Here is a 26,873-nt window from a genome sequence, read left to right as displayed (position 1 = left end):
GCTATTCCGCCTTCTCGTCGAAGAACTGGATCTCGTCGCCCTCTTTGAGGGTGACGATCGCCTTCTTCCAATTGCGCAGCTTCGCATAGCCGCGCCCCATGCGCTTTTCCTTGCCGCGCATGATCATGGTGTTGACGTCCACCACGCCCACCTTGAAGAGCGTCTGGATGGCGTCCTTGATCTGGATCTTGTTCGCCTCGCGGCGGACCTCAAAGATGACCTTGTTGCCTTGGTCGCGGAGCCGGCTCGACTTCTCCGTGAGGATGATGGGCCGGCGGATAATCTGCTCGGGCTGCATGGCGGACTCCCCTGACTAGCGAAGGCAACGCGCCTCGAGCGCCTTGGCGGCGTCCCTCGAGACGATGAGGTGGTCGTGCCTGAGGAGGTCGTAGACGTTGACCCCCTCCGGCGGCAGATACTGGTGGTTCTCCAGGTTGCGGAGGCTCTTCACCAGCTTCTCGTTCCCGGCCGTGTCGACGACCAGCGACTTCTTATCCGCCTGCAGCGTCGTGAGCGTGGCCGCGATCGCCTTGGTCTTGACCTCGGGGACCTCCAGGCTGTCGAGCACGATGAGCCGGCCCTCCTTCGCGAAGAGGGAGAGCGCGCTCTTCAGGGCGCCGATGCGCACCTTGCGGGGCGGACGGTACGACCAGTCCTTCGGCTCCAGGGCGTGCGCCATGCCGCCGCCCGCGTGGTGCGGCGCGCGGATCGAACCCTGGCGAGCGCGGCCGGTGCCCTTCTGGCGGTAGAGCTTCTTCGTGGAGCCGGCGACCGCGCTCCGCTCCTTGGTGGCCTTGGTGCCCGAGCGGCGAGAGGCGAGCTGCGCCTTCACGACCTCGTAGAAGAGGTGCTCTTTCACCTCGGTCCCGAAGACCTCGTCCGAGAGGTCGAGCTCGCCGACCTGCTCCCGCTTGAGGTTGTAGACGGTAACCTTCATGGTACCTGGACTCCTAGCTCTTGATCTCGACGTCGACGCCGGCCGAAAGGTCGAGCTTCATCAGCGCGTCGAGGGTCTGCTGAGTCGGCTCGATGATGTCGAGAAGCCGCTTGTGCGTCCGGATCTCGAACTGCTCGCGCGACTTCTTGTCGACGTGGGGCCCCCGGAGCACCGTGTAGCGGCGGATCTCGGTGGGCAGCGGGATGGGTCCCGCGACGTGGGCGCCGGTCCGCTTCGCCGTCTCGACGATATCGCTCGTCGACTTGTCGAGCAGCTGGTGGTCGAACGCCTTGAGGCGAATCCGGATCTTCGTTGTATCAGCCATGGTGCTCTTCCTACGCGAGGATCTTGGTGACGACGCCGGCGCCCACCGTCTTGCCGCCCTCGCGGATGGCGAAGCGCATCTGCTCCTCCAGCGCGACCGGGGCGATGAGCTCGATCGTCATCGTGATGTTGTCGCCCGGCATCACCATCTTCACCCCCTCGGGGAGGTTCACCGTGCCGGTCACGTCCGTCGTCCGGATGTAGAACTGCGGCCGGTAGTTGGTGAAGAACGGCGTGTGGCGCCCGCCCTCCTCCTTCTTGAGGACGTACACCTCACCGGTGAACTTCGTGTGCGGCGTGATCGACCCGGGCTTCGCCAGCACCTGGCCGCGCTCGATCTCTTCCTTCTCCACGCCGCGGAGCAGACACCCGACGTTGTCGCCCGCCTGCCCCTGGTCGAGCAGCTTCCGGAACATCTCGACGCCGGTCACGACCGACTTCTTCGTGTCCTTGAAGCCGATGATCTGCACCTCGTCGCCGACCTTGATCACGCCGCGCTCGATGCGGCCCGTGGCCACCGTGCCGCGGCCCTTGATCGAGAACACGTCCTCGACCGCCATCAGGAACGGCTTGTCGATGTCGCGCACCGGCTCGGGGATGTAGCTGTCCAGCGCGTTGAGCAGCTGCTGGATCGTCTCCTCCCACTTCGGGTCGCCCTGGAGCGCGGGCAGCGACGCGCCCCGGACCACCGGCGCGTTGTCGCCGTCGAACTTGTACTTCGACAGGAGCTCGCGGACCTCCATCTCGACCAGGTCCAGCATCTCCGGGTCGTCCACGGCGTCGCACTTGTTCAGGAACACGACGATGTGGTTCAGGCCGACCTGCCGGGCGAGCAGCACGTGCTCGCGCGTCTGCGGCATCACGCTGTCGAGCGCCGACACGACGAGGATGGCCCCGTCCATCTGCGCCGCGCCCGTGATCATGTTCTTGATGTAGTCGGCGTGCCCGGGGCAGTCGACGTGCGCGTAGTGGCGCTTCTCGGACTCGTACTCGACGTGCGCCGCCGCGATGGTCACCGTCTTGGTCTCGTCACGGACCGTCCCGCCCTTCGCGATGTCGGCGTACGAGATCGCCTTCGCCAGCTGGCGCTTCGACTGCACCTTGACGAGCGCGGCCGTGAGCGTGGTCTTGCCGTGGTCGATGTGACCGATGGTGCCCACGTTCACGTGCGGCTTCGTACGAGTGAATTTCTCCTTGGCCATGGCGTCTTCTTAACCTCGCTGCTTGGCGACGATCTCTTCCTGGATCGCGGCCGGAACCGGTGCGTAATGAGAGAACTGCATCGAATGAGTCGCGCGACCCTGCGTCTTGGAACGGACGTCGGTCGCGTAACCGAACATGGTGGCGAGCGGGACCTCCGCGCGGATCACCCGGGTGTTCGCGCGTTGCCCCATATCGAGGATGCGGCCACGTCGCGAGTTGAGGTCGCCGATGACGTCCCCGAGGTAGTTCTCGGGAGAGACGACCTCGACGGCCATCATCGGCTCGAGGAGCACGAGGCCCGCCCGCTTCGCGCCCTCCTGGAAGGCCATCGACGCGGCGACCTCGAACGCGGGCCCCGAGGAGTCGACCTCGTGGTAGCTGCCGAAGTGGAGCCGCACCTTGATGTCGACGACCGGGTAGCCCGCGAGCACGCCGCGGCCCATCGCGTCCCGGATTCCCTTCTCGATCGAGGGGATGAACTCCTTCGGGATGATGCCGCCGACGATGTCGTTCTCGAACACGAAGCCCGCGCCGCGCTCGGCCGGCTCGATGTCGATCCGCACGTGGCCGAACTGGCCGTGCCCGCCCGACTGCCGGACGAAGCGCCCCTCGACGTCCGTCGCCTTCTTCGAGATGGTCTCGCGGTAGGCGACCTCGGGCTTGCCGACGTTGGCGTCGACCTTGAACTCGCGCTTCAGGCGGTCGACGATGATCTCGAGGTGGAGCTCGCCCATCCCGGCGATGATCGTCTGCCCCGTGTCCTCGTTCGTGTAAGTGCGGAACGAGGGATCTTCATAAGCGAGCTTCTGCAGGCTGAGCCCGAGCTTGTCGAGATCGACCTTGGTCTTCGGCTCGATGGCGATCGAGATCACCGGGTCGGGGAACTCCATCCGCTCCAGCACGATCGGGTGCTTCTCGTCGCAGAGCGTGTCCCCGGTGCGGGTGTCGCGGAGGCCGACGGCGGCGTAGATGTTGCCCGCGTAGCAGACGTCGATCTCCTCGCGCTTGTTCGCGTGCATCCGGAGGATGCGCCCGAACCGCTCCCGCTTGCCGCGGGTCGAGTTGAGCACGCTGACGCCGCTCTTCGTCGTGCCGGAGTAGACGCGGAAGAAGGTGAGGTTGCCGAACTGGTCGTTCATGATCTTGAACGCCAGGGCCGCGAACGGCTCGTCGTCGCTCGCCTTGCGCGCGACGACCTTGTCCTTCTTGTCGGGCAGCGTCCCCTCGACGGCCGGGATGTCGACCGGCGACGGCAGGTAGTTCACCACGCTGTCGAGCAGCAGCTGAACCCCCTTGTTCTTGAACGCCGAGCCGCACAGGACCGGGACGAACTTGAAGCTGAGGGTGCCCGCGCGGAGCGCGCCGTGGATCTCCTCCTCGGTGATCTGGTCGATGTCGCCGGCGATGAACTTCTCCATCACCTTGTCGCTCGCGTCGGCGCACGCCTCGATGAGCCTCTCCCGGAGCTCCTTGCACCGCGGCAAGAGGTCGGCGGGGATCTCCTGCCACTCGTAGCGCTGGCCCTTCGTCTCCTCGTCGAAGACGGCGGCCCGGAGGGTCACGAGGTCGATGACGCCGCGGAACGAGTCCTCCGCGCCGAGCGGGTAGTGGATCGCCACGGGGTTCGCGCCGAGGCGCTCGCGGATCGAGTCGACGCACATCTCGAAGTCGGCGCCGACCTTGTCCATCTTGTTGATGAACGCGATGCGCGGGACGCCGTACTTGTCCGCCTGCCGCCAGACCGTCTCGCTCTGCGGCTCGACGCCGTTGCCGCCGTCGAACACCGCGACCGCGCCGTCGAGCACGCGGAGGCTGCGCTCGACCTCGATCGTGAAGTCGACGTGACCGGGGGTGTCGATGATGTTGATCCGGTGAGAGACGCCCTTCTGGGGCCCCTGCTCCGGCGACCAGAAGCAGTTCGTCGCGGCGGACGTGATGGTGATGCCGCGCTCCTGCTCCTGGACCATCCAGTCCATCGTCGCGGCGCCCTCGTGGACCTCGCCGATCTTGTAGTTGACACCCGAGTAATAAAGGATGCGCTCGGTCACCGTCGTCTTGCCCGCGTCGATGTGGGCCATGATCCCGATGTTGCGCGTCCGTTCCAGGCTGTACTCGCGTGCCACTTTTCCTTCTCCGTCGTGTGATGCGTGGGGTGAGGGTTCCGGACTCAGGATGCAAAACACCCTCTCCAGCCCGTCCCGCCTCCGTTGTGGCGGGCACTTGAACCTGGAGAGGGTGTCGGGGTACAGCAGCAGCTTTTCTAGGTCTCCGGGCGGCGAGCGCTGTCGCGCTCCCTCGAGAAGACCGGCTCTGTAACCCGATCCTTATGTCGACTGTGCCATCTCGCTCTACGCGTCTCCTCGCCTGGGAATGCGACGTGACGAACCGTCAAATGAACGAACCAGCGCAGATCCGGGATCCGCGCTGGCCGCCTCGCTCACCTACCACCGGTAGTGGGCGAACGCCTTGTTGGCCTCCGCCATCTTGTGCGTGTCGTCCCGCTTCTTGACCGCGTTGCCGCGGTTCTGCGCCGCGTCGACGAGCTCGGCGGCGAGCCGCTCGCGCATCGTCTTCTCGCCGCGGCCGCGGGAGTAGGTCACGAGCCACCGCATCGCCAGCGCGACGCGCCGCTCCGGGCGGACCTCGACGGGGACCTGGTAGGTCGCGCCGCCGACGCGCCGGCTCTTCACCTCGAGCTTCGGCTTCACGTTGTCGAGCGCCTTCCGGAAGACGTCGATCGGCTCCTCCTTGAAGCGGTCGCGCACGATGTCGAAGGCGCCGTAGAGGATCCCCTCGGCGGTCGCCTTCTTGCCCGACTGCATCAGGGAGTTCGTGAACTTGGCGACGAGCTTGTCCTTGTACTTCGGGTCCGGGATGATCTTCCGCTTCGGGACTTCGCGACGACGGGGCATCTTCGTTCCTCTGCTCGGCTATCGCCCGGTCAGGCCTTCGGGCGCTTCACGCCGTACTTCGAGCGCTTGCGGTTGCGGGTGGCTTTGTTGGTGGAGCTCGGCCCGGCGGCGCCGGACGCGTCGAGCGTGCCGCGGACGACGTGGTAGCGCACGCCCGGCAGGTCCTTCACGCGGCCGCCACGGATGAGGACGACCGAGTGCTCCTGCAGGTTGTGGCCTTCGCCCGGGATGTAGCTCGTCACTTCCATCTGGTTGCTCAGCCTGACACGGCAGACCTTGCGGAGCGCCGAGTTGGGCTTCTTCGGCGTCGTGGTATAGACACGTACGCACACGCCTCGGCGCTGCGGGCAGGACTTGAGCGCAGGAGAGGCCGTCTTGTAGCGGGCGGCCTCGCGGCCTTGGCGGATGAGCTGGCTGATGGTCGGCATAGAGACGCGGATTTCCACCTGAGGGATGGGGACGCGCAGGATACCCAGGAGCCGAACCGTGTCAAGCGGTACGACGCCCGTTCCTGCTGGATGCATCCGCGCGCTGATCTTCGGCGGCATCTTCGGCGATGGGCGCGGTGCTCGGGCGCGCCCTGGAGCGGTTGACCGGCGCGCGATCGCGCCGCTCGGGAGAGCGCTGCGCAGGGCGCTCGCGCGCGGCACGAAGCGGACGCCGGCGCGCGCCGGCGGCTCTTGGCGGCCCGGCTGCTGTTCGGTACGGTCGCTGCGTGGCGAAGAAGCCTTCACGCGCTCAGCGTAAAGAAAGCCGGCGGAAGGCGCCGCAGAACGGCGCCGCATCAGGGGCTGCGTCCCGCGTGGACGCGAGGATCGCGGGGCCGCCGTCGCGCAGCGACCCGGTCGACGATGCGGCGGATCGAGCACGGGTCGAGCCCGCGACGGGCCGCCAGGGAGACGACGCGCTCAGCGGGCGAGCGCGCGGCGCCGCCGCCGCGAAGGGCGCGGAGCCCGCGCGAGCGCGAGGCGCCGCCGCCGCGAAGGGCGCGGAGCCCGCGCGAGCCCGCGGCGCCGCTGCGAAGGGCGCGGAGCCCGCGCGAGCCCGCGGCGGCGGGGCGCGCTCGAAGGCGGGGAGAGATCGCGTGCTCCTCGTCTTCCTGGGCATCGTGGCGCTCGCCGCGGTGATCGTGTTCGCCGCGCAGTCGCCCCGCGCGCCGGAGCGCGCCAGGGCGGAGCCCGCGAGCGCCGCTCACCCGCCGCAGGAGCGCGCCGCGCCGGAGCCCTCCAGCGCGCCTCCTGCGGCGCCCGCGGAGGCGAGCGAGCCGCCGGCGCCACCTCCCGTCGACTCATCGCCGCCGACCATCGTCACGGCCGAAGCGACCGCAGCGGCGCCGGCGAGCGCTGCGGCCTCGCAGCGCGCTGCGACCAGCGCCGGCCCGCAGGGGGCAGCGGCGGGCGCCGCGTCCGCAGCCGCAGCGCCGCCGAAGAAGCGCGCGAGCGCGGCGAAGCCAGCCGCCGTGCCGGCCGGAGCGACGCCGCAGGCCTCGGCAACGCAGGCAACGAGCGCGACGCCGCCGGCTGGAGCCACGCCGCAGGCCGGAACCGCGCCGCCGGCCGGCGCCGCGCCCCCGCCGGACCCAGCGCCAAGGCCCGCCGACGCGCCCTACGAATGACCGAAACCGCTGCGATGAAAGGACGCCCGAGATGCTTCGCTTGAATGCCTCGCCCGACGCCGCCCGCACGTCGCGCCCCTCGCCGCTCCCGTGCGGTCGGACGCTCGCCCTGCCGCTCGCCGTCGCGCTGTCCGGCCTCCTCGTCGCGACGACCGCGCTCGCGCAACCTGCGCCGCAACGGCAGCCTCCCGCGGCGCCGCCGGCCCAGCCATGGGCCGCTCCACGTCAGCCCGGCGCGGCCGCCGTGCCGCCGGTCACGGCACAGCCGGGCGCTGCGCCGCCGGCCGCTGCGCCGCCCGCTGCGCCGCAGCCCGGCAGCGCTCCCCCCGCGGCGACGGACGCTGCGGCGCCCGCGCCCATCGCGCCGCCCGGCGCCGCGCCGCCCTCGCCAGCGGCGCCGTACCCCGCGCCGCCGTACCCCGCGCCGCCGCAGCAGGCCCCTCCGCCCCCGCCGGGAGCATCGCCTGGCTACCCGCCGCCCGGCTACCAGGGCGGCTACGCGCCCTACGGCGGCGCCTACCCGCCGCTCCCGCCGGGCTACCCGTCGCACGCAGAGGCGATCCCGCCTGCACCGCCGCCGGTCCCGCTGCGCCGAAACAGCCCAGGCTTGATGCTGGGCGGCATCGCGCTCACCGCCGGCGGCACGATCGCGTTCTTCGCCGGCACCGGCCTGCTCGCCTCGGCGAGCGAGCGCTACGAGATCTATTGCGATTTCGGCGGCGGCACGGGCATCTGCGACACGCGCACCGACGGCCCCCGCCAGGTCGCCGGCGCGCTCGTCTCGATCGGAGGCGGCATCATGCTCGCCGTGGGCATCCCGCTCTGGATCATCGGCGGCAAGAAGGTGCCGGCCACCGCGGAGGCGCCCGAGGAGCCCGCCCAGACGACGCTCTCGTTCGGCCCCGGGTCCGCCGCGCTGCGGACGCGGTTCTGACGGCGCTCCCCTCGCCCGCCCCCGGCCCCGCGCACCGCGGTTCCGACGGCGCTCCCCTCGCCCGCCCCCGGCCCGCGCGAGGCCGCCGGGGCGCGCCGTCGCTCAGGATAGGCCCTTCTTCTTCTTTCCGCCCTTGCGGTGCCGCGACTCGCCGTCCGGCGCGCTCGCGGGCATGCGGAGGATGTGGAAGCGGCCGCCGCCGCGCGCCAGCGGATCGCTGAGCTTCACCCGCTCGCGCGCGAGCTCGATGAAGCGCTGCTGCGACCGCAGCTGCGGGGCGCCGCTCGGCACCTGGAGCTTGTGGTAGCTGCCGTCGCTCGCGAGCTCCCAGGTCTTCGCCGTGTCCGAGGTCACGGTGTTCAGCATGTCGTCGACGCGCGAGCGGATGGCCGGCTCGATGATCGGGACCATCAGCTCGACCCGGCGGTGGAAGTTGCGCGGCATCCAGTCGGCGCTCGACATGTAGACCTCCTCGTTGCCGCCGTTCGCGAACCGGAACAGCCGCTTGTGCTCGAGGAACCGATCGATGATCGCGCGCACCTGGATCCGCTCCGAGAGCCCCGGGATCCCCGGCCGGAGGCAGCAGATGCCGCGCACCGCGAGCTTGATGTCGACCCCGGCCTGCGACGCCGCGTAGAGCGCGTCGATGACGTCGACGTCCACGAGCGCGTTCATCTGCGCCACGATCTCCGCCTTGCGCCCGGCCCGCGCGTGCGCCGCCTCGCGCGCGATGAGGCCCAGCACCGCCTCGTGCAGGCCGAGCGGCGCCACGATGAGGCGGTTCCACTTGGGCGGCGCGCTGTAGCCGGTGAGCAGGTTGAAGAGCGAGGTCATGTCCTCGCCGATCTCCCGGTTCGCGGTGAACAGGCCGATGTCGGTGTAGAGCCGCGCGGTCTGCGGGTTGTAGTTGCCCGTCGACAGGTGCACGTAGCGGCGCAGCTTGTCCTTCTCGCGCCGCACGACGAGCAGCGCCTTCGCGTGCGTCTTCAGCCCGAGCAGGCCGTAGATCACCTGCACGCCGCTCTGCTCGAGCGTCCTCGCCCACTGGATGTTGCTCGCCTCGTCGAAGCGCGCCTTCAGCTCGACGATGGCCGTCACCTGCTTGCCGCTCTCGGCCGCGCGCGCGAGCGCCTTCAAGATCGGCGAGTCGCCGCCGGTCCGGTAGAGCGTCTGCTTGATCGCGAGGACGTTCGGATCGTCCGCCGCGCGGGAGACGAACTCGGCGATCGGATCGAACGACTCGTACGGGTGGTGCAGGAGCACGTCCTGCTCCCGGATGACGGCGAAGACGTCCTCGACGTCGCGGAAGAGCGGCGGGACCTGCGGCGAGAACGGCTCGTCGCGGTACTCGCGGCGCTCGTCTTCCGCGACGATGCCCATGAGATCGGCGATGTGGAGCGGCCCAGGCACCCGGTAGACCGCGAGCGACGCGTCGACCTTGAGGGCGCGGCAGAGCCGCTGGACCGAGGTGCCGGCGCCCTCGCCGATGCCGATCTCCAGGCGCACGGCGTTGCCGCGGTCGCGCCGGCGGAGCTCGGCCTGGATCGTCTCGAGGAGGTCCTCGCCCTCCTCCTCGTCGATCTCGAGGTCCCAGTTCCGGGTGACGCGGAAGGGGTACGTGCCCCGCAGCCTGCCGGAGGGGAAGAAATCCTTCACGTGGCGGGCGATGACGTCCTCGAGCAGGACGAAGGCGCGCGTCGCGCCCTCCACGCGGACCTTCATCAGCCGGCTCAGCATCGGCGGCACCTGGATGACGGCGAAGCCCGGCTCCTGCGCCTCGTGCTCCCGGGAGAACATGATCCCGAGGTTGATCATCTTGTTGCGCAGGTGCGGGAACGGGTGCCCCGGGTCGATCGCGATCGGCGTGAGGATCGGGAAGATGTCGGTGCGGAACCGATCGTCGAGCGCGCTGAGCTCGGTCGGGCCGAGCTCGTCCGGCTTGACGATCACGATGCCGGCGCGCTGGAGCGCCGGGATCAGGTCCGAGTTCCACAGCTGGTAGGCGTCGTCGACGAGCGCGTGGACCCGCGCGCCGATCGCCACGAGCTGCTCGTGCGGCGTGAGCCCGTCCGGCGGGACCTCCGCGATCGTGCGCTGCGTCTGCGCCTGGAGGCCGGCGACGCGCACCATGAAGAACTCGTCGAGGTTGGAGAAGAAGATGCTCAGGAACTTGAGGCGCTCGAACAGCGGCACCTCGTGCGATCTCGCCTCCGCCAGCACCCGCGCGTTGAACTCGAGCCACGAGAGCTCCCGGTTCAAGTAGTGATTCGGGTCCCCTTCGATCGGGATCGGCCCCGACGCGGCGGGGCCCGACGGGGCGGGGATCGACACCGGGCCGCTCGCCGGGGCGGCGCTCGTTCCATTCCTCGCGCCGGCCGAGTCGCCGGAGCCCGCGCCGGGCCGGTCGGCCTGAGCGGTGTCCGAGTCGCCGCCTGGGCCGGAGGCGAAGGTGGTGTCGGTGGAAGAGGGCAGGTCAATCATGGTCGAAGCTCCGAATTTAGCCCAGGTCTGGTAGGGTCCGCCCATGGATTTCTGGCGACATCCGGACGAGCTGAGGCGCGCTTGCGAGCGGGCGCGCGCGGCGGGGCGCCGCGTCGGCCTCGTTCCGACGATGGGCGCGCTCCACGCAGGCCACCTCGCGCTGATCGCGGAGGCGCGGCGGAGAGCGGACTTCGTCGCGGTGACCATCTTCGTCAACCCGACGCAGTTCGGCGCGGGCGAGGACCTCGCGCGCTACCCGCGGACGCTCGAGCGCGACCGCGCCGCGTGCGCCGAGGCCGGCGCCGCCGGCGTGTTCGCGCCCGAGGTCGACGCGATGTACCCGCCCGGCGAGGAGACGCGCGTGCGCGTCGGCGCGACCGCGGCCCCGCTCTGCGGCGTCCACCGTCCCGGGCACTTCGAGGGCGTCGCCACCGTGGTCACGAAGCTGCTCGCGCTCGCCGGCCCCTGCGTCGCCGTCTTCGGCCGGAAGGACTACCAGCAGCTCCAGGTGATCCGGCGGCTCGTCGCCGACCTGTTCCTGCCCGTCGAGGTCGTCGGGGCGACGACGCTGCGCGAGCCCGACGGCCTCGCCATGTCGTCGCGCAACGCGTACCTCTCGCCCGAGCAGCGGAGCGCGGCGCGCGCCATCCCGCTCGCCCTGGCCGAGGCGTGCCGCGCCTTCGCCCGCGGCGAGCGGCGCCCCGCCGCGCTCCTCGGGCCGGCGCGCGCGCGCCTCGCGGCCGTCGCGACGAGCATCGATTACGTCGACCTCGCCGACCCGGAGTCCCTCGCGATCTGGAGCGAGGAGGCCGCGATCGGCGACCGGGCCCTGCTCGCGGTCGCCGTCCGCCTCGGGACGGCGCGCCTCATCGACAACGTCGTCCTCGGGGCGGACGCGCCGCCCGTCGCTGTCGAGGAGATCGGGTAGATGACGGCGAGGACGAGCGCCGAGCAGGAGGGCCCCGCCCCGCCCCCGCGCCCGGCCGGACAGGCCGGCCGCGGCGTCTTCCTCGTCTTCGAGGGCATCGACGGCGCCGGGACGAGCACGCAGGCCGAGCGCTACGCGGCGCACCTCAGGGCCGCGCGGCGCCTCGTCCACGTCACCCGCGAGCCGAGCGCCGGGCCGGTGGGCGCGCTGCTCCGGCAGGTGCTGACCCACCGGATCTCGCTGCCCAGCGCCCGCCAGGCCGAGGTGATGGCGCTCCTCTTCTCGGCCGACCGCCTCGATCACCTCGGCGCCGAGGTCGAGCCGCTCCTCCGCGACGGGTACGTCGTGATCTCGGATCGCTACGACCTGTCGAGCCTCGCCTACCAGTCCACGACGGCCGCCGGCGGCGGGGAGCCCGGGGATATTCTCGAATGGATCCGGACGCTGAACCGTTGCGCGCGGCGACCCGACGCCACGGTGGTGATCGACATCGCGCCGGAGATCGCCGAGCAGCGGCGCCGCGGCCGCGGGGGGGCAGAGGAGCTGTTCGAGAAGACCGAGCTGCAGGCGCGGCTCGCGGAGGCCTACCGCCGGGCGGAGGAGCTCGTGCCGGGGGACCGCGTCATCCACGTCGACGGGGGCGGCACGGTCGAGGAGGTCTCCCGCGCGATCGCCGCCGCGCTCGCGCCGGTCGTGGAGCGGTGAATCGGGGCGAGCTTCGAATCGAGCGTGCCGGGCGGCGCGAGTCGCTCCTTCCTCTGCTGCACGCGCCATCCACACCCGCGCTCCCGGCGCCCGAGGCGAGCGAGCAGCGCCTCGATGGCCATAGGGTCGCGCTCCGCCCAGCTCATCCAGGAAGGTCGTACAGGCCGCGACCGGCGCCGGTGAATCGACCGCGTGCAGCGGCGACGGAGCGTTGCCTGACGGACTCTGGATCTTGCTGGAGCAGGGCCCAGAGCTCTCGCGGAAGTACCTTCTCAGCCTCGTGCAGCAACGTCGAGAGCCACTGCGCCTCGGCGAGCTCTCCCGGCTTCGTGTGCAGGCTGCGCAGGAGAATGACGGCCGCGAGACATCCGAGGGCGTCGTCCGTCTGCTGGAAAAGTGCCATCTGGAGAGAGAGAGTGATCCTCTGTCCGAAGCGGTCCTGAATGCGGCGCCCCAGAGCGAGCGAAACCTCGGCCAGCAGCAACGCCTGATCGAGCGCTCCAGCCGCTGCCGCAGCACGCGCAAGGTATCCATGCGCTGACTGTTGTCCGAGCTGATCTGTGAGGCTCTGAAACGCCCGGAGCACATCGAGAAAGCGCTGAAAGGCCAGCTGCGACGCACCAGAAGCAAGGTCAAGCAGCCCAAGGCTCTGAAGGCAGTTGGCCTCACCGAGCCTCGCCCGTATCTCTCGGTAGATGGGCAGCGCGCTGTCGTACGCGGTCCGCGCTCCCTCAAGGTCAGCGACCCGCATCAACAGGTCCCCAAGGCTCTTCTGGCAGTTGGCCTCACCGAGCCTCGCCCGTATCTCTCGGTAGATGGGCAGCGCGCTGTCGTACGCGGTCCGCGCTCCCTCAAGGTCAGCGACCCGCATCAACAGGTCCCCAAGGCTCTTCTGGCAGTTGGCCTCACCGAGCCTATCCCGTATCTCTCGGTAGATGGGCAGCGCGCTGTCGTACGCGGTCCGCGCTCCCTCAAGGTCAGCGACCCGCATCAACAGGTCCCCAAGGCTCTGAAGGCAGTTGGCCTCACCGAGCCTATCCCGTATCTCTCGGTAGATGGGCAGCGCGCTGTCGTACGCGGTCCGCGCTCCCTCAAGGTCAGCGACCCGCATCAACAGGTCCCCAAGGCTCTTCTGGCAGTTGGCCTCACCGAGCCTATCCCGTATCTCTCGGTAGATGGGCAGCGCGCTGTCGTACGCGGTCCGCGCTCCCTCAAGGTCAGCGACCCGCATCAACAGGTCCCCAAGGCTCTGAAGGCAGTTGGCCTCACCGAGCCTATCCCGTATCTCTCGGTAGATGGGCAGCGCGCTGTCGTACGCGGTCCGCGCTCCCTCAAGGTCAGCGACCCGCATCAACAGGTCCCCAAGGCTCTTCTGGCAGTTGGCCTCACCGAGCCTATCCCGTATCTCTCGGTAGATGGGCAGCGCGCTGTCGTACGCGGTCCGCGCTCCCTCAAGGTCAGCGACCCGCATCAACAGGTCCCCAAGGCTCTTCTGGCAGTTGGCCTCACCGAGCCTATCCCGTATCTCTCGGTAGATGGGCAGCGCGCTGTCGTACGCGGTCCGCGCTCCCTCAAGGTCAGCGACCCGCATCAACAGGTCCCCAAGGCTCTTCTGGCAGTTGGCCTCACCGAGCCTATCCCGTATCTCTCGGTAGATGGGCAGCGCGCTGTCGTACGCGGTCCGCGCTCCCTCAAGGTCAGCGACCCGCATCAACAGGTCCCCAAGGCTCTTCTGGCAGTTGGCCTCACCGGCTCGATCCTGGAGCGCACGCGCGCACTCTAGTCCTGTGCGCAGCAGGTCACCGCGGAGCTCGCGGCGTTCGGCAAACCCGAGCGCTCCGTCTGCTCCGGCAGCGATGTGCGCCATCGCGGACCGTCTCAACCCGGGTTCTCCGTGCGCTCTCGTCCAGCGCGCCAGCTCTCGCAGCGCCCCCTCCTCGGCGACCACCTGCCACACGCAGTCGATCTCTCCCGCAGCGATCCGGCCGTGGCGCTCCTCCACGAATTCGGCGAACGCGCCCAGCGCCGACCTATAGATCGGCGCCTCGTCGACCTCTCGCTCCTTCCGCCTGCGCTCCGCATACCAGTGGATCGGCACGGGGTAGAACGTCCGCTCATCGTGCCACTCGATCAGGTTGAGGCGCAACAGATGCTCGAGCGAGAGCGACGCGTCACCGCCGGCCACCTCGTAGGCCACGCGGTAGGGCAGCCCGCCCGGAAAGAACGACAGCGCCACGAACGCCTCGACGGCCTCGGGGTGCTGCGTCTTGAGCGCCTCGAACGACAGGTCCATCGTCGCGATGAGGCTCCGCAGCCGCTCTCTCTGCGCCTCCTCGAGCGCATCGAACGCCTGCTTCCTCCCGAGCAGATCCGGCTCGGCCACCGCGCTCTCCCGCAGCGCGTTCAGCCGCTTGACGATGTGCGCCAGGTCGTTCCCGCGCACCGTGAAATGCCGCGCGATGAGCCGCAGCGACCGCGGGTGCCCGTCGATGATCTCCAGGAGCCGCGCCCATTCAGCCGTCGCTGGCCAGCGCGACTGCATCACGCCGTGCGCCGTGAGCTCGGCGACGAGCAGCCCCTCGGTCTGCTCGCGCGACATCGGTGGCACGTGCACGCTGCGCTCCGGCTGGCGCGTGCCCTCCACGCGCCAGCGCGTGGTCAGCAGCACGCGCACGCCGGGCGCGTGCTCCAGCAAGACGTCGAGCTGGGCACGGAACGCCGCCTGGGATGCGTCGTCGCGCATCAGGTCCTCGGCGTTGTCCACCACGACCAGCATGGGCCGCCTGTCTCCGCGCAACGCGGCGGCGACCGCGAGGTCATCGACAGGAGCTTCCTTCAAACCGAGCGCCGCGCCCAAGCGCAAACGAAGTCCCGCCACGCCGAGGCCGAGGTGCGCCTCGGTGTAGATCACGCGCGCCACGAGCCGTTCGGACAGCGCGCGGCGCGCGAGCTCGCGCCCGAGCTCCGTCTTGCCGATCCCGGGAAGGCCGACCACGGACACGAGGCGCTGCTCCTTGAGCGCGAGCAGGCCCTCGTCCTCCAGCGCGCTGCGCGCCTGGTAGAGCGCGTACCGCGAAGGCACCGGTGCAGCGTCGCGTGCGTCGGCTGCGCTGCCCGACCCGCGCGGCCGAGGCCGGGCGAGCAGGATGGGCACGCTCCAGTGGCGCTCTCCCTTCGCCGCCTCGTAACGCGCCAGGGCGAGCGCCTCGGCGGGACGGCCTCGGGCGCCGAGGTGCCGGTAGAAGCGCCCTGCCAGCGTCGCGCTGTCGCGGACCGGCAGGTTGGCCTGGGTCGCCACGACCATGGAGAGATCGCCGCCCGTGTCGGCGAGGAGTCGCTGCGCGACGCCGCCGAACGCGTCGCCCGGCTGATCGCCCGTGACGGCGCTCTTGCACGAGCAGAGGAACGCGAAGCGAAGCCCCACGCCGCGCAGCGAGCTCGCCAGCCGATCCGCGGGAACGTAGCGCAAGGCGCCGCTCGGACCGTGAAGGCAGACCCCGCCGGTGACGTCGTCGCGGTAGCCGTGGGCCACGAGGTGCAGGTAGTCGAAAGGACAGCTCCTCGCGTGCGCCTCTCGGAGCGCCGCCTCGATCGCCTCGGCGCTCGCGCGCGGCAGCTCCGTCACGCCGTCCTCTCCCACCGCCGCCTTGAGCGCGTCGACGTGGGGCTGTGGATCGAAGGCGTAAAGTCCCGGAGCCGCAGGACAGGCCCAGGCCAGCAAGACGCGCGGCGCCGGAGCGAACTCGAAGGGCCGCGCGGAGGTCTTCCGAAGGCTGCGCAGCAGGCCGGCGCCGGGACGTGCAAAGACGAACTCCTCGTCGTCATGGAGAAGCTCGAGCGGAAGCCGCGCGAACGGCTCGGTCCCGTCGCCCAGCTCGACGTGAAGCAGGATCGGCTGCCGGCCCGCGACTCCCCTGACCCCGGCCCAGACGTCGGCGAGACCCGACGCGCGGACGAGCCAATCAAACAGGTCGCGCCCGAACGCGGCGAGCGTGTCATGCCTCACGTCACAGGCGAGATACGCTTGCAGGAACTCGGCCCACGTCTCTCCCGTGCGCAGCCTTCGGCCGGGGTCCAGGGAGCAGGTTCCGCCACCATCGTGGCCGCGATCATCACCGAGCGCGATGGAGAAGCGTAGCGCCGCGGCCGCGCCCGGTAGCGTGTCGGCCGCGACGCGCACGTCGAGAAAGGCTTCGTGTGCGTTGAGCGTCTCGTCGATCCGCATGTGCCCCCCTCCGAGGCGCGGCCCTCAGCTACTCCTCTTCGGCCTTGTCCAGCGCCTGCTCGACGCGCGCCTCCACATCGCTGGGCTCCGCCTTCAACGAGGCGGCCTTCCCGGGCAAGATCTCCCGCACCTTGGCCATGAGCTTCTGCCGGCTATGGCGATCCAGCAGCGCCTTGATGAGATCGTAGGTCGCATTGCCGATCACACCCGTCACGGCCGCGTTGACGAGCCACTGCGCCGCGTCGGCGAGGTTGCCCGGATCGGCGAGGTGAGGTTCGCCCTGGTCTTCGGAAGGGCCGACCCTGGTCGAGCGCTCGTCGTGGTCGCTGGTCATGGCCGCCATCGTAGCCCAGTACACATCGGGCCCTCCAGCATCCTCTCGGCCCTCTCGGGAGCGGCCCGAACTCGCCGAGCGGCTCCTCGCGTGGCGTGGTGCGGCCAGGCCGCAGGTCGGCATGTCTGCCATCCCATGCTGGCGCGGCCATCGCCGGAGCTGGTCGCGCCGACCTCGATGCCCGGCCGGTGAGCATGGAATGATGGCTGGCCCATCATTCCATGCTGGCTCGCCCAACCCCGGCGTCGGCAGGGCCAAGGCAGACCCCTGTCACCCGATGGGGAGCAGCCTCCAGCGCCCGCCCGCGCCCCCCGCGCGATGGCCCCCGGCCGCGCACGGTCGCGGCGAAGGAGCGCGCCGCTCGTGCCCCGACATGTCGACCACAGCCGCGGCGCCGCGCGCGACGCCACCTCGGCGGACGCCAGCCGCAACGGCCCACACCCCGCCCAGATCGCGAGAGATGCCTCCGTCTCCCACCTCAGGGCCGCCCTGACGTGCGGCCCGGTGGCGCATGCAATGCTACGCTGCCGACGAGGCCTACGAACGATGACCATCCTCGAGGAGCTCGTGCAGATCGTCCGTACACTCGGCGCCGAGGAGCAACGCCAGGTGCTCGACCTCGCGACCCACCTGCGGGACGCCCGCCCGTCGCCAGACGTCTCGCTCGTCGGCGCCGGCACCGACGACGCCTCCTGGAGTGCCTGGAGAGAGCGGATACGCGCCCGCAGCACACGCGTGCTGGAGGAGGAGAAGCAGCGTCTCCGTGCCCTGGGCCTCATCGATGAACAGTGGAACGCCCAGACGGACGAGCTGCCGGTCGACATGCTCCCCTCGTCGAAGAGCAGCGTCGAGACGTGACCCGGCCCCACATGATCGTCGTCGCCGGCCCGCCGGGCAGCGGCAAGAGCCTCCATTTCCCGGTGGCGGAGCTCGGCGGGGATGGCTTCAACGTCGACGTCCGCGCCGCTGCCCTCAACGGCGGCTCGTTCCGATCCATCCCGAGGACTGTCAGGCGGCGAGCCCAGAAGGAATGCGAGGCGTTCGTCGAAGACCACATCGCGCGGCGGGCGAGCTTCGCCGTCGAGACCACGCTCCGTACACGCATCGCGCTCGAGCAGGCGCAGCGGGCGCGAGACGCCGGCTTCTCTACGATCATGATCTTCGTCACGGCAGGTCGAGCCGACGAGTGCGTCCGCCGCGTGCGCCTCCGGGGCCTCGCGGGCGGTCACGCTGCGCCCGAGGACGAGCTTCGCGACATCTACGAGCGCAGCATGTCGAACCTCGTCGCCGCGCTCGAGATCTTCGATCACGTCGAGCTTTACGATAATTCCGTTCGGGGTACGGCCCCGCGTCTGGTCGGGAGCGTCATCGACGGCCGGTTCGTGGCGGCTCCGGGGGCGCTGCCGGACTGGATACCCGAGCGCCTCCGGTGAGCCGCTGCCAGCCGCGGCAACCGACCGCGTGAACCGCACGGCGCCCGCCGCCGGCGCACGCCACGCTACGGGCAAGCCGCGTTCGCGATCTCCACGTCGTCGATGTTCCAGCTCGACACGGTGTCGACGAAGGAGTCCCGCCCGATCTCGTAGCCGAACCGGATCCGCAGGCGCGCGCTCTTGTGGGGGGTCAGGTCGTAACGGATCTTCGTCCAGGCCGGGTCGCGGACGCCGGGGTAGGTCCCCGACTCGAAGAGCACCTTCCACCGGACGCCGTCGTAGACCTCGACCCGGTTCGTCATGTGGGGCGCCTCATCGCTGTTCAGGAAGCGCCAGAACGTCAGATACACGCCGCCCTCGACATCGGCGTTGATGACTGGGCTCGTCAGATAGAAATACGGATGAACGCCCGGAGGCGCGTTCCCTCCGATGACCACGCCGGCCACCCCGTTGTCCGGCGTCTCCGTATGATCGAGCGCCGGATCGGCGTGCCCGTAGGTCTGCCCGGTGGACGCCGCCGCCGCGCCGATCTGCCAGGTCGGACCGAGCTCCCACCCGGCCGCGTTGCTCTCGAACGTATCCCGGAAATAGACGGCCGGCGTCGCGGCGGCGCCGCCGCCCTGGCAGACGCCGGCAAGGCAGGACTCCCCCACGGTGCACCAGTCGCCGTCGACGCAGACGCCCCCGTCGGGGACCGAGCGCGCCGTGCACACCCCGGCGTCGCTGCAGACGCCGCGCGTGCAGCCGACCGTCCGTGAGGAGCACGACGCCCCGGGGGTAGGGATGGAAATACAGGCGCCGTGCTCGTCGCAGACGCCACGATTGCACTCGTCGGTCCCGGAGAGGCAGGCGCCGCCCGGCGCGATCGGCTCAGCATAGCAATTGCCAGAGCCCGGATCACAGGCGCCATCGTTGCACCCGACGCTCAGCGCGCTGCAGTCCTTGGGGACGCCCCCCTCGCAGCGGCCGCTCTGGCAGGTCTTGCCGACCATGCACAGGTCGCCGGAGTCCGCGCACGGCGCGCCCTCGTTCCCGGGGACCGCCTCGCACGCACCGGTGGCCGGGTTGCACTCGCCCACATGACAGGAGTCCGGCACTTGGAAGAAGAAGCAATCCCGCTGGGTCCCGACGCAGGCGCCGTCCGCGCACGCGGCGCTCAGCACGCAGCGATCTTCCGTCACGCACGACGCCCCGTCCTCCTTCGGCTCCACCCCGCAGCGGGGCTCGCCGCGCGCGTCGACGCACGTGACGACATGACAGCTGTCCGGCTCGATGCCGCAGTCCTCCTGCGCGCCGCCCTGACACACGCCGTCCGCGCACGCCTCGCCGACCGTGCAGGCGTCCCGGTCGTCGCACGGCTCCCCGCCCGCGCTGGGGACGAGCTCGCACTTGCGCGTCGCCTCGTTGCACACGGCCGCCATGCACTGCGGCGTCGGGACGAGCGAACAGTCGATCTCGCACGGAGCGCCGGCCCCGCCCCCGCCGCCCCCGCCGCTCGCGCCCGCCGCGCCGGCAGCGCCGCCGTCACCCGCCGCGCCCGAGCTGCCAGCGGACGTCGCGGTCGAACAGCCGAGATCCGTCAGGGCGACAGCGGAAATTACCCATGGAATCCACCTAGTCATGTTCGCCTCTTTCCAGCAAGCGTGACGCACCTCGTGGGAATTACGCGTCCTTCGCGGCCGCGCAAGGAAACATGATGTTCCCGCGCGCGAGCACCCGGAACGGTCCTCGCGCGCCGCGGCGCCGGCGGCCGCGCGGTGTGCGGTGTGCGGTGTGCGGTGTGCGGTGTGCGGTGTGCGGTGTCAAAGAGCACACGAGGCCTCTCGCGCCGCGAGGGGCCGTGAGGAGCCACGAAAACAAGACAGCGACGAGAGCAAAGACATCACGTCACCAAGGAGGCCCACAAACCGGAGAGCCCCTATCGCCCCTCGCTCGAGAGCTGCAGTATGCTGACGAGATCGTCTCGGAGCTCGCCCCCCTCGATAGACAGACCACTTCGCGCGTGGAGCCCTCGCGGCCGCGAGCCACGTCGCATCAATTTGAAGAGGAGCGCAGAGATGTCCTTCCGACGTCATTTGGTGTTTGCCCCTTTCCTCGTCGCCGCCGGGCTGGCCGCGCCGTCGGGCGGCTGCGCGGCCACCGAGGAGAGGAGGCCCGCGCGCGTCGACCCGCCGGAGGACGGCGGGGGCGGCGGAGGCGGCGCCTTCGGAGCGAGCGCCACGGACGGAGGCGCGTCGCTCGGCGCGGGAGGGTTCGGCGCGACCGGCGAGGGCGGCTTCGACGAGGGTTCCTCCTGCGCCCAGACGAGCGCGGCGGCCGCGCTCATGCCGCTCGATATGCTCGTTTTGCTCGATCGCTCCGGGAGCATGCTCGGCGCGAAATGGAGCGGCGTCACGAGCGCGCTCTCCACGTTCGTGAACGACGCCGCCTCCGCCGGGATGAACGTGGGGCTGACCTACTTCCCGCGCGGCAACAATGGAACGAACGACTGCGAGCACACGGTCTATGACGAGCTCGCGGTCGCCATCGGCGAGCTGCCGCTGCACACGCCGGAGATCTGCGCCTCCATCCAGCGCACCGCGCCGGGCGGGGGGACGCCCATGCGCCCGGCGCTCCAGGGGGTGCTCTCGAACGCGACCGCCTACAAGGACGCCAACCCGTCCCACAAGGTCATCGTCGTGCTCGCGACCGACGGCGATCCGTCCGGGTGCGCCGACAACACCGTCGCGAGCACCGCGGAGATCGCGCAGCGGGCGCTCAACTACAACGGCGTCCAGACGTACGTCATCGCCGTGGAGGGCTCGACCGTGTCCAACCTGGACCAGATCGCCGCGGCGGGCGGGACGGCGCGCGCGTTCGACGTCACCGCGGACGTCGCCGCGTTCTCGGCGAAGATGGCCGAGATCCGCGCGTCGGCGCTGCCCTGCGAGCTCCTCATCCCCGACCCGCCCGCGGGCGCGACGCTGGACACGAGCCGGGTCGCGGTGAAGTTCGCGACGGCGAGCGCCGGCGCGCTGGAGATCCCGAAGGCGGACGGCGAGGCCGACTGCGGCGCGGCGCCAGGGTGGTATTACGACGACGAGCTGCAGCCGAAGAAGATCGTCCTCTGCCCCGCGTCCTGTAGGGCGGTGCAAGGCGAGGTGCAGGCGAAGCTCGACGTGCTCTTCGGGTGCGAGCCGAAGCTGAACTGAGCGCCTCGCGCCCGGCCGCCGCCCGCGCGGGGCCCAGGGCCGCCGCCCGCGCGGCGCTCAGGCCGCCGCCGCCCGCGCGGCGCTCAGGCCGCCGCCGCCCGCGCGGCGCTCAGGCCGCCGCCGCCCGCGCGGGGATCACGGCCGCCGCGGCGCCTCGGTCTTCAGGGCGTCGAGCGCGGCCAGGAGCTCGGCCTCGGTGAACGGGAGCCGCGCCAGGGCCGCCTGCTCGTCGGCGAGCGAAAGCTCGATCTCGCGCTGCGCGTCGCGGGCCCGGAGGACCCACGAAGGCGCCTCCCCGGTGCGATCGCCGAGGCGGACGGTGCCGGCCAGCATCTTCTGCCCCTTCTCCAGGAGCACGCGGTAGCGCAGGCGCATCGCCCCCTCGAAGAGCTGCTTCTTCCTCGGGGTGTCGGCGCTCGGCGGCGGCGGGACCTGCATCACGTCGCGGTGGAGCTCCTTGTAGAGCTGCCCGATGCGGTAGCCCGCCATCGCCGACCAGTGGGCGTCGAGGCTCCGCATGGCCTCGGTGTAGGCGCTCTGCGCGTCGAGCAGCCCCTGGCAGCGCCGCTCCAGCGCCTCGGCGAAGTCTGGCGGCGCCGGCACGAAGGTGATCGCCTCGCTCCGGCGCCGCCGCACCTCGCCGAGCGCGAAGCTCACCTGCGCGAGCTCGAGCGGCGGCTTGCCCGCCTCGCCCAGCCGGTGCGCCTCGATGAGATCGCGCGCGAGCCCGATCTGACGCGCCGCCTCATCCACGAGATCCTGCTCCACGAGGCCGAGCGCGAGGGCGCCGCGCGCCTCGATCGCCTCGAGGACGCTCAGATCGCCGAGGCCGAGCAGGCGGCGCGCGACCTCGACGAGCTCGGGCCACCGCTCGAGGGCGGCCGCCCCGCGCGCGAGCCGGAAGAGGGCGCCGCGCGCGACCGCGTGGTCCGGGAAGCGCCGCGCGACCTCGCGGTAGCGCTCGGCCGCGAGCGCGCGATCGCCGAGCGCCTCGTGCGCGAGCCCGGCGTTGAACAGGCTGGGCGGCGCGACCTCGCCGTCCGGCGCGAGGCGGACCAGCCGATCGAACAGGGGCGCCGCCTCGCGCGCCTTGTCGGCCAGGAGCAGCGCGCGCGCCCGCTCGAACTCCGCCGCGAGCTCCGCGTCCGAGTAGGGCGAGACGACGACCGGCGCGAGCTCGACCGGCGCGCGCGCCGAGGCCGCCTGCGGGGGCCGCGCGGTGGCCCCGGAGGTGCATCCGACCGAGGCGACCACAGCGGTCAGGACGGCGAGCGGGGCGATGCGGGGAAGCGACATGGCCCGGGAAGAATAGCCCCACGGTCGAGGTTGTCCCTCTCGCGCGGACGGAGATGCCAGCCTGGCCGTCCGGAACGAAGGTGTACCGCTGTGCGCCTGTAGGGCAAACCCTGGTTTCAGCTGCTGTTCCGGGATGTTACAGAGGGTACCCCCCGACAAAAAGCCTGCATCGAGCCGCCATGATGCGGTAATCTCGCTTCGTTCAACAGGCCGCTGTTCGCTCATAGCTCGCGGCGGCGATCTCCTCTCCAGCGACGATCGGAACGAGGGCTTCTGTTGTGGGCTCTCGAAGGCATCACGGCCCTCTTGTGGGCCTTGGAGGTGGGTACATGAAGCATCAGATCATCTCTCCTCGCGCGATGACGGCAGTCGGCCCGGAGCAGCGGCTGAGCATGGCGGAAGCGCGTCATCGCGAGCTCGACTCGCGGCTCAGGCAGCTGGGTCGACGGGCCTTCTTAACACCGGGGGAGAGGATGGAGGCAGCCCAGCTCAAGAAACACAAGCTCGCCGCGAAGGACGAGATCGAATCGCTGCGCCGGCGGATGTCGTAGCGCGACCCGGCTGACCAGCGATCCCACAGCGCCGCGCACGGCGCCCCGCCCCACGTCTCCTCTCGCAGCTCCTGTCCAGGCCATCCAGCGCGCCCACACGGTGGGACGCTCGCACGAAGCGCACGACGAGCGCGCGGTGCAGTGCCGGTGCGCGGAGCGATGCGGGCGCGCGGAACGATGCGGGCGCGCGGAACGATGCGGGCGCGCGGAACGATGCGGGCGCGCGGAACGATGCGGGCGCGCGGAACGATGCGGGCGCGCGGAACGATGCGGGCGCGCGGAACGATGCGGGCGCGCGGAACGATGCGGGCGCGCGGAACGACGCGGGCGCGCGGGGGCGCGTGCGAGCACCGCGGACGCGGGCGCGCGGCGGTCAGAGCGTGGGCGCCGGAGGCTCCGACGCATCGGCGGGCGATGCAGGAGCAGCGTCGGGCTGCGGCGCGGCGCCGCCCTCCGGCAGCGTCTCGGCGCCGCCGTACACGTCGCGGTTGAGATCCGCGAGCGTCTCGGTGAGCCGGCCCTTCTGCTCGCTCGTGATGCCGCCGGGGGTCTGCTTCTCGATCGCCGCGGCGAGCCCGAGCCAGTGGCGCGCGTTGTCGCGGTAGCCCTTGCGCGGATCGGCGACACCGGTGCCCTGCGGCGCAAGATCGGCCAGGCGGTAGTCCGTCATGCCCCGGAGGTACGCGTACTGCGCCCGCTCCGGGACCGAGAACGAGTCCATGTCGTGCTCGAGCACGCGGAACAGCGCCAGCGCCTGCTCGAACCGGTTCGCCTCGTAGTGGCTGCGGGCACGATCGAGATCTTGCGTGTAGGTCGCGCAACCCGGCGCGAGGGCGAACGACGAGAGGAGAAGGACGCACGAGACCAGGCGGCGCATGCGCGGAGGGTATCTCCCGCGTCGCGGCGCGATCAAGCGGGAAGGCAGCGCACCGCGCGACGCGGCGACGGCGGCCGCGATCGGGGCGGCGCGTCGAGGCGCCGCGCCCGGGGGGGTCGGGGGCTCGATGGCGCGCCGCCAGACCGGCGGCGCCGCGCTGGCGCGCCGCCAGACCGGCGGCGCCGCTCACCGCAGGAGGGTCGCCGCGAGCACGCCGCCCACCGCGAGGAGCGCGATCCCCAGCACGACGACCGCCCAGATCAGGCCGCGCACCGCCGGCGGCGCCGCCGCGACCGCGCCAGGCGCCGCCGCCGGGCCCGCCGGGGCGCGCGGCGCGGCGGCGGCCGGCGGCGCGACGGCCGGCGGCGTCACGGCGGCGACCGCCAGCGTCGCGGCCGCGGCTGGCAGCGTCGCGGCGGCCGGCGGGGGTGCGCCGCTCGGGGCCAGGGCCACGGTGTCGGCCGTGTCCCACGCCCCGGCCCGGGAGCCCGCGGCCGACGGCGACCGCGCGCCCGGGAGGCCCGTCGAGGGGCCGCGCTCCATCGAGTCGGCCGTGCCCGACGCCACCATGAACGCCTCCGCGAGCTCCCTGGCCGAGGCGAAGCGCGCGTCCGGATCGACGGCGAGCGCCTTGCGCATCCAGGCCTCGACCTCCGCGGGGATGCGCGCGGAAGGCGCCGCCGCCGACAGCGCGGGCGCAGGCGTCCCCAGGATCTTCGCGATGAGCGGGCCGAGCGCCGGGGCCGTGAAGGGGCGCTGGCCGGTGAGGCACTCGAAGACCACGATTCCCAGGGACCACAGGTCAGACCGGTAATCGACGCTCTTCAGGCCTTTCGCCTGCTCCGGGCTCATGTAGTAAGGCGTCCCGAGGAGCGCGCCCGTGCGCGTGGGATCCACCCCCGCCATGGAGAGCGCGTCCGTCGCCTTCGCCACCCCGAAATCGAGGATCTTGACGATCTCGCCGTCATCCTCGCGCGCCATGAAGATGTTCTCGGGCTTGATGTCGCGGTGCACGAGCCCGGCCTCGTGGGCGCGCGCGAGGGCGCGGCACACGTGAGATACGACCTTCGCCGTCTCCGCCAGCGTGATCCGCCCGCGCGCGGAGAGCCGGTCGCGCAGGGTCTCGCCCGCGAGGCACTCCATCGCGATGTACGGCAATCCATCGTCGGTCAGGCCGTGGTCGAGCACCTTGACCACGTGGGCGCTGCGGATCCGCGCCGCGAGCTGCGCTTCGCGATCGAAGCGCGCGCGGGCGCCCGCGTTCTTGGCGGCCTCGACGTCGATGAGCTTGATGGCCACCGGCGTGCGGAGCGACAGGTGCTCTGCCAGCCACACCGAGCCCATTCCGCCCTTGCCGAGGAGCCGGGCAAGGCGATACTTCCCGGCGATACACTGACCTTCCATGGCGTGCGCTCACGGTAACGCGGAGCGCGCCGGTCGTCATCAGTACGGGAGTTGGTCGACGATCCCCCTCGCCGGCTGGCTCGGCGCCGGGGGCGTCACAGGCGGCGTCGCCGAGGGCGCCGGCGCCTTCGCCGTCGCCGTACCGGAGGGCGCCTTGGGCGAAGGCCGCCGCGCAGGAGGCACGGCGGACGGCGCGGCGGCCTCCGCCGCGCGATCGTCCCGGGCGAGGGCAGCCGGGGCCACCGCGCTCGGCGCGGAGGACGGAAGGGGCGCCGGACCGGACGCGCGCGCGCCCTCCGCTGCGGCCGTCGCGGAGACCGGAGGGGCGGGCGCGCCCTCCGCTGCGGCCGACGTGGAGACCGGAGGGGCGGGCGCGTCCGCCGGAGGGCGACGGAGCGCCGCGAACACCGCGACGCCGATCGCCGCGAGGAGCGCGGCGCCTGCGCCCGCCCGCTTCAGCGACCTCGCGGGGCCGCCTCGATCCGTGACGGCGGCGGGCGCGGCGGAGCGCGGGGGCGCGACGAGCGGCGCGAGCGCGTCGACCACCTTGCCGCCCGCGAGCGCGCCCGGCGACGCCGGGTCGGCGTGGCGGCCGAGGACCTCGATGAGGGGCCCGAGATCGTCGAGCCGATCCTCGCGCCGCTTCTGCAGGCAGCGATCGAGCACGTCGGCGACGTCCGCGGGCAGGTCGGGGACGGCCGAGCGGATCGACGGCACGTCGCGCTGCAGGAACGCCGTGTACATCTCGCCGAGGGTCTCGAACTCGAGCGGCCTCCGGCCGGTGAGCGCCTCGAAGAGGATGACGCCCATGGCCCAGATGTCCGCCCGATGATCGATGTCCTTCTCGCTCATCGCCTGTTCGAAGGACATGTAATGCGGCGTCCCGAGGATCGAGCCAGTGCTTGTGTTGGCTCCCTGGGTCTCCGAGCTGATGGAGGTCGGGTCGAGCACCTTGGCGATCCCGAAGTCGAGCACCTTGGGCACGCACCCGCCGGCCGGGGGCTCGGAGAGGAAGATGTTGTCCGGCTTGAGATCGCGGTGCACGATCCCCTTGTCGTGCGCGGCGCGGAGCGCGGCGGCGACCGGCGAGAGGAGCCGCGCCGCCTCGTGGAGGTGCAGGGCGCCCCTCTGCCTGCGCAGCGCGGAGAGCGGCTCGCCGCGGAGCAGCTCCATGACCATCACGGGCGTGTGATCGTCGCCCTCGAACACGTCGAGCACCTCGATCACGTTCGGGTGCTGGATCGCGGTCGCCGCCTTGGCCTCGCGGAGGAAGCGCCGAGTCTGCGCGGCGTCGGCGACGCCGCGGACCACCTTGAGCGCCACGTCGCGCCCGGTGCCGAGGTTCTTGGCCGCGTACACCTCGCCCATCCCCCCGCGGCCGATGAGGCGCTCGATCCGGAAGCGCCCGGCGACGACCTTGCCGGCCGGGAAGGAGCCCTGGAGATCGTCCGACACGAGCGCAGCGTACCGTGGTTCCCGGCCGGACCCAATCCTCGGCGGCGCGGTCACATCGGTCACATCGG

The 26,873-nt window shown here is 71.3% G+C and carries 24 protein-coding genes; 9 read left to right on the top strand and 15 right to left on the bottom strand.

Features of this window, described 5'->3' with window-relative positions:
• Window position 1 precedes the first annotated feature (1 nt).
• The 7 genes from WMF20_RS05840 to rpsL form a co-directional block, all read right to left on the bottom strand.
• Complete coding sequence (locus WMF20_RS05840; protein WP_020733177.1) at window positions 2–298, bottom strand: 50S ribosomal protein L23; 297 nt, start codon at window positions 296–298, stop codon at window positions 2–4.
• Between the two features lie 15 nt (window positions 299–313).
• Window positions 314–937 (bottom strand): 50S ribosomal protein L4, encoded by a 624-nt coding sequence (rplD, locus tag WMF20_RS05835; protein WP_061621681.1) that lies wholly within the window; start codon window positions 935–937, stop codon window positions 314–316.
• A gap of 13 nt (window positions 938–950) precedes the next feature.
• Window positions 951–1,262: a 30S ribosomal protein S10 gene (gene rpsJ / locus WMF20_RS05830; protein ID WP_012233476.1), complete on the bottom strand. Its 312-nt coding sequence runs from the start codon at window positions 1,260–1,262 to the stop codon at window positions 951–953.
• A 10-nt stretch (window positions 1,263–1,272) separates the two neighbouring features.
• Window positions 1,273–2,463, bottom strand: a complete 1,191-nt coding sequence (tuf, locus tag WMF20_RS05825; RefSeq protein WP_129344884.1) for an elongation factor Tu — start codon at window positions 2,461–2,463, stop codon at window positions 1,273–1,275.
• 9 nt (window positions 2,464–2,472) lie between these two features.
• Window positions 2,473–4,587 carry an elongation factor G gene (gene fusA, locus WMF20_RS05820; RefSeq protein WP_129573398.1) on the bottom strand — a complete coding sequence of 705 codons (2,115 nt, stop codon included), beginning with the start codon at window positions 4,585–4,587 and terminating at the stop codon, window positions 2,473–2,475.
• 318 nt (window positions 4,588–4,905) lie between these two features.
• Window positions 4,906–5,376 carry a 30S ribosomal protein S7 gene (rpsG, locus tag WMF20_RS05815; RefSeq protein WP_012233474.1) on the bottom strand — a complete coding sequence of 157 codons (471 nt, stop codon included), beginning with the start codon at window positions 5,374–5,376 and terminating at the stop codon, window positions 4,906–4,908.
• A 29-nt stretch (window positions 5,377–5,405) separates the two neighbouring features.
• Entirely contained in the window at window positions 5,406–5,804 is a 399-nt protein-coding gene (rpsL, locus tag WMF20_RS05810) for a 30S ribosomal protein S12 (RefSeq protein WP_012233473.1), read from the bottom strand.
• Window positions 5,805–6,460: 656 nt separating this feature from the next.
• Between rpsL and WMF20_RS05805 the strand changes: the two genes are divergently transcribed.
• Together WMF20_RS05805 and WMF20_RS05800 are read left to right on the top strand one after the other, a co-directional pair.
• Window positions 6,461–6,991: a hypothetical protein gene (locus tag WMF20_RS05805; protein WP_437611394.1), complete on the top strand. Its 531-nt coding sequence runs from the start codon at window positions 6,461–6,463 to the stop codon at window positions 6,989–6,991.
• 31 nt (window positions 6,992–7,022) lie between these two features.
• Complete coding sequence (locus WMF20_RS05800; protein ID WP_437611392.1) at window positions 7,023–7,925, top strand: hypothetical protein; 903 nt, start codon at window positions 7,023–7,025, stop codon at window positions 7,923–7,925.
• Window positions 7,926–8,027: 102 nt separating this feature from the next.
• Here WMF20_RS05800 and ppk1 read toward each other — a convergent pair whose 3' ends face one another.
• Complete coding sequence (ppk1, locus tag WMF20_RS05795) at window positions 8,028–10,406, bottom strand: polyphosphate kinase 1 (RefSeq protein WP_437611390.1); 2,379 nt, start codon at window positions 10,404–10,406, stop codon at window positions 8,028–8,030.
• Window positions 10,407–10,449: 43 nt separating this feature from the next.
• On the opposite strand from ppk1, the gene panC reads away from it, so the two are divergent.
• Both panC and tmk read left to right on the top strand, forming a co-directional pair.
• Window positions 10,450–11,334: a pantoate--beta-alanine ligase gene (gene panC, locus WMF20_RS05790; protein WP_437611388.1), complete on the top strand. Its 885-nt coding sequence runs from the start codon at window positions 10,450–10,452 to the stop codon at window positions 11,332–11,334.
• The gene (tmk, locus tag WMF20_RS05785) at window positions 11,335–12,039 is read left to right on the top strand and encodes a dTMP kinase (RefSeq protein ID WP_437611386.1); all 705 of its coding nucleotides are present in this window, start codon (window positions 11,335–11,337) and stop codon (window positions 12,037–12,039) included. It begins immediately after the preceding gene.
• Window positions 12,040–12,181: 142 nt separating this feature from the next.
• Here the strand turns inward: tmk and WMF20_RS05780 are convergent, their stop codons facing one another.
• Entirely contained in the window at window positions 12,182–15,913 is a 3,732-nt protein-coding gene (locus tag WMF20_RS05780) for a tetratricopeptide repeat protein (protein ID WP_437617082.1), read from the bottom strand.
• On the opposite strand from WMF20_RS05780, the gene WMF20_RS05775 reads away from it, so the two are divergent.
• Window positions 15,863–16,177, top strand: coding sequence for a hypothetical protein (locus WMF20_RS05775; RefSeq protein ID WP_437617270.1), 315 nt, complete (start codon window positions 15,863–15,865; stop codon window positions 16,175–16,177). The genes WMF20_RS05780 and WMF20_RS05775 overlap by 51 nt on opposite strands.
• Before the next feature lie 115 nt (window positions 16,178–16,292).
• Here the strand turns inward: WMF20_RS05775 and WMF20_RS05770 are convergent, their stop codons facing one another.
• Window positions 16,293–16,598, bottom strand: coding sequence for a hypothetical protein (locus tag WMF20_RS05770; protein WP_437611384.1), 306 nt, complete (start codon window positions 16,596–16,598; stop codon window positions 16,293–16,295).
• Between the two features lie 546 nt (window positions 16,599–17,144).
• Here WMF20_RS05770 and WMF20_RS05765 point away from each other — a divergent pair.
• Together WMF20_RS05765 and WMF20_RS05760 are read left to right on the top strand one after the other, a co-directional pair.
• Window positions 17,145–17,456, top strand: coding sequence for a hypothetical protein (locus tag WMF20_RS05765; RefSeq protein WP_437611382.1), 312 nt, complete (start codon window positions 17,145–17,147; stop codon window positions 17,454–17,456).
• Window positions 17,453–18,031 (top strand): AAA family ATPase, encoded by a 579-nt coding sequence (locus WMF20_RS05760; RefSeq protein WP_437611380.1) that lies wholly within the window; start codon window positions 17,453–17,455, stop codon window positions 18,029–18,031. Before WMF20_RS05765 ends, WMF20_RS05760 begins: the two co-directional genes overlap by 4 nt.
• 65 nt (window positions 18,032–18,096) lie before the next feature.
• Here WMF20_RS05760 and WMF20_RS05755 read toward each other — a convergent pair whose 3' ends face one another.
• Window positions 18,097–19,653: a hypothetical protein gene (locus WMF20_RS05755; RefSeq protein WP_437611378.1), complete on the bottom strand. Its 1,557-nt coding sequence runs from the start codon at window positions 19,651–19,653 to the stop codon at window positions 18,097–18,099.
• A 435-nt stretch (window positions 19,654–20,088) separates the two neighbouring features.
• On the opposite strand from WMF20_RS05755, the gene WMF20_RS05750 reads away from it, so the two are divergent.
• Window positions 20,089–21,222 (top strand): vWA domain-containing protein, encoded by a 1,134-nt coding sequence (locus WMF20_RS05750; RefSeq protein WP_437611376.1) that lies wholly within the window; start codon window positions 20,089–20,091, stop codon window positions 21,220–21,222.
• Between the two features lie 135 nt (window positions 21,223–21,357).
• Here the strand turns inward: WMF20_RS05750 and WMF20_RS05745 are convergent, their stop codons facing one another.
• The gene (locus WMF20_RS05745) at window positions 21,358–22,518 is read right to left on the bottom strand and encodes a tetratricopeptide repeat protein (RefSeq protein ID WP_437611374.1); all 1,161 of its coding nucleotides are present in this window, start codon (window positions 22,516–22,518) and stop codon (window positions 21,358–21,360) included.
• 329 nt (window positions 22,519–22,847) lie between these two features.
• Here WMF20_RS05745 and WMF20_RS05740 point away from each other — a divergent pair, with 329 nt between their 5' ends.
• Window positions 22,848–23,069, top strand: coding sequence for a YdcH family protein (locus tag WMF20_RS05740; RefSeq protein ID WP_129573390.1), 222 nt, complete (start codon window positions 22,848–22,850; stop codon window positions 23,067–23,069).
• Between the two features lie 373 nt (window positions 23,070–23,442).
• On the opposite strand, the gene WMF20_RS05735 is transcribed toward WMF20_RS05740, so the two are convergent.
• The 3 genes from WMF20_RS05735 to WMF20_RS05725 all read right to left on the bottom strand — a co-directional run bounded on the left by WMF20_RS05735 (window position 23,443) and on the right by WMF20_RS05725 (window position 26,805).
• Window positions 23,443–23,946, bottom strand: a complete 504-nt coding sequence (locus tag WMF20_RS05735; protein ID WP_437611372.1) for a hypothetical protein — start codon at window positions 23,944–23,946, stop codon at window positions 23,443–23,445.
• A gap of 186 nt (window positions 23,947–24,132) precedes the next feature.
• Complete coding sequence (locus WMF20_RS05730; protein ID WP_437611370.1) at window positions 24,133–25,350, bottom strand: serine/threonine-protein kinase; 1,218 nt, start codon at window positions 25,348–25,350, stop codon at window positions 24,133–24,135.
• A gap of 39 nt (window positions 25,351–25,389) precedes the next feature.
• A complete protein-coding gene (locus WMF20_RS05725; RefSeq protein ID WP_437611368.1) occupies window positions 25,390–26,805 on the bottom strand; it encodes a serine/threonine-protein kinase in 1,416 nt (471 codons plus the stop codon).
• Window positions 26,806–26,873 lie beyond the last annotated feature (68 nt).

It is taken from the genome of Sorangium sp. So ce834, from assembly GCF_051521425.1.
GTDB lineage: Bacteria > Myxococcota_A > Polyangia > Polyangiales > Polyangiaceae > Sorangium > Sorangium cellulosum_D.
This window is presented reverse-complemented; position numbering and strand designations above follow the sequence as displayed.

Bases quoted from the DNA above. Each gene is read 5' to 3' on its own strand.
- WMF20_RS05840 (WP_020733177.1), bottom strand. From the start codon at position 298: ATGCAGCCCGAGCAGATTATCCGCCGGCCCATCATCCTCACGGAGAAG.
- rplD (WP_061621681.1), bottom strand. From the start codon at position 937: ATGAAGGTTACCGTCTACAACCTCAAGCGGGAGCAGGTCGGCGAGCTC.
- rpsJ (WP_012233476.1), bottom strand. From the start codon at position 1,262: ATGGCTGATACAACGAAGATCCGGATTCGCCTCAAGGCGTTCGACCAC.
- tuf (WP_129344884.1), bottom strand. From the start codon at position 2,463: ATGGCCAAGGAGAAATTCACTCGTACGAAGCCGCACGTGAACGTGGGC.
- rpsG (WP_012233474.1), bottom strand. From the start codon at position 5,376: ATGCCCCGTCGTCGCGAAGTCCCGAAGCGGAAGATCATCCCGGACCCG.
- rpsL (WP_012233473.1), bottom strand. From the start codon at position 5,804: ATGCCGACCATCAGCCAGCTCATCCGCCAAGGCCGCGAGGCCGCCCGC.
- WMF20_RS05800 (WP_437611392.1), top strand. From the start codon at position 7,023: ATGCTTCGCTTGAATGCCTCGCCCGACGCCGCCCGCACGTCGCGCCCC.
- ppk1 (WP_437611390.1), bottom strand. From the start codon at position 10,406: ATGATTGACCTGCCCTCTTCCACCGACACCACCTTCGCCTCCGGCCCA.
- panC (WP_437611388.1), top strand. From the start codon at position 10,450: ATGGATTTCTGGCGACATCCGGACGAGCTGAGGCGCGCTTGCGAGCGG.
- tmk (WP_437611386.1), top strand. From the start codon at position 11,335: ATGACGGCGAGGACGAGCGCCGAGCAGGAGGGCCCCGCCCCGCCCCCG.
- WMF20_RS05775 (WP_437617270.1), top strand. From the start codon at position 15,863: ATGGAGAAGCTCGAGCGGAAGCCGCGCGAACGGCTCGGTCCCGTCGCC.
- WMF20_RS05770 (WP_437611384.1), bottom strand. From the start codon at position 16,598: ATGACCAGCGACCACGACGAGCGCTCGACCAGGGTCGGCCCTTCCGAA.
- WMF20_RS05765 (WP_437611382.1), top strand. From the start codon at position 17,145: ATGACCATCCTCGAGGAGCTCGTGCAGATCGTCCGTACACTCGGCGCC.
- WMF20_RS05755 (WP_437611378.1), bottom strand. From the start codon at position 19,653: ATGACTAGGTGGATTCCATGGGTAATTTCCGCTGTCGCCCTGACGGAT.
- WMF20_RS05750 (WP_437611376.1), top strand. From the start codon at position 20,089: ATGTCCTTCCGACGTCATTTGGTGTTTGCCCCTTTCCTCGTCGCCGCC.
- WMF20_RS05745 (WP_437611374.1), bottom strand. From the start codon at position 22,518: ATGTCGCTTCCCCGCATCGCCCCGCTCGCCGTCCTGACCGCTGTGGTC.
- WMF20_RS05740 (WP_129573390.1), top strand. From the start codon at position 22,848: ATGAAGCATCAGATCATCTCTCCTCGCGCGATGACGGCAGTCGGCCCG.
- WMF20_RS05735 (WP_437611372.1), bottom strand. From the start codon at position 23,946: ATGCGCCGCCTGGTCTCGTGCGTCCTTCTCCTCTCGTCGTTCGCCCTC.
- WMF20_RS05730 (WP_437611370.1), bottom strand. From the start codon at position 25,350: ATGGAAGGTCAGTGTATCGCCGGGAAGTATCGCCTTGCCCGGCTCCTC.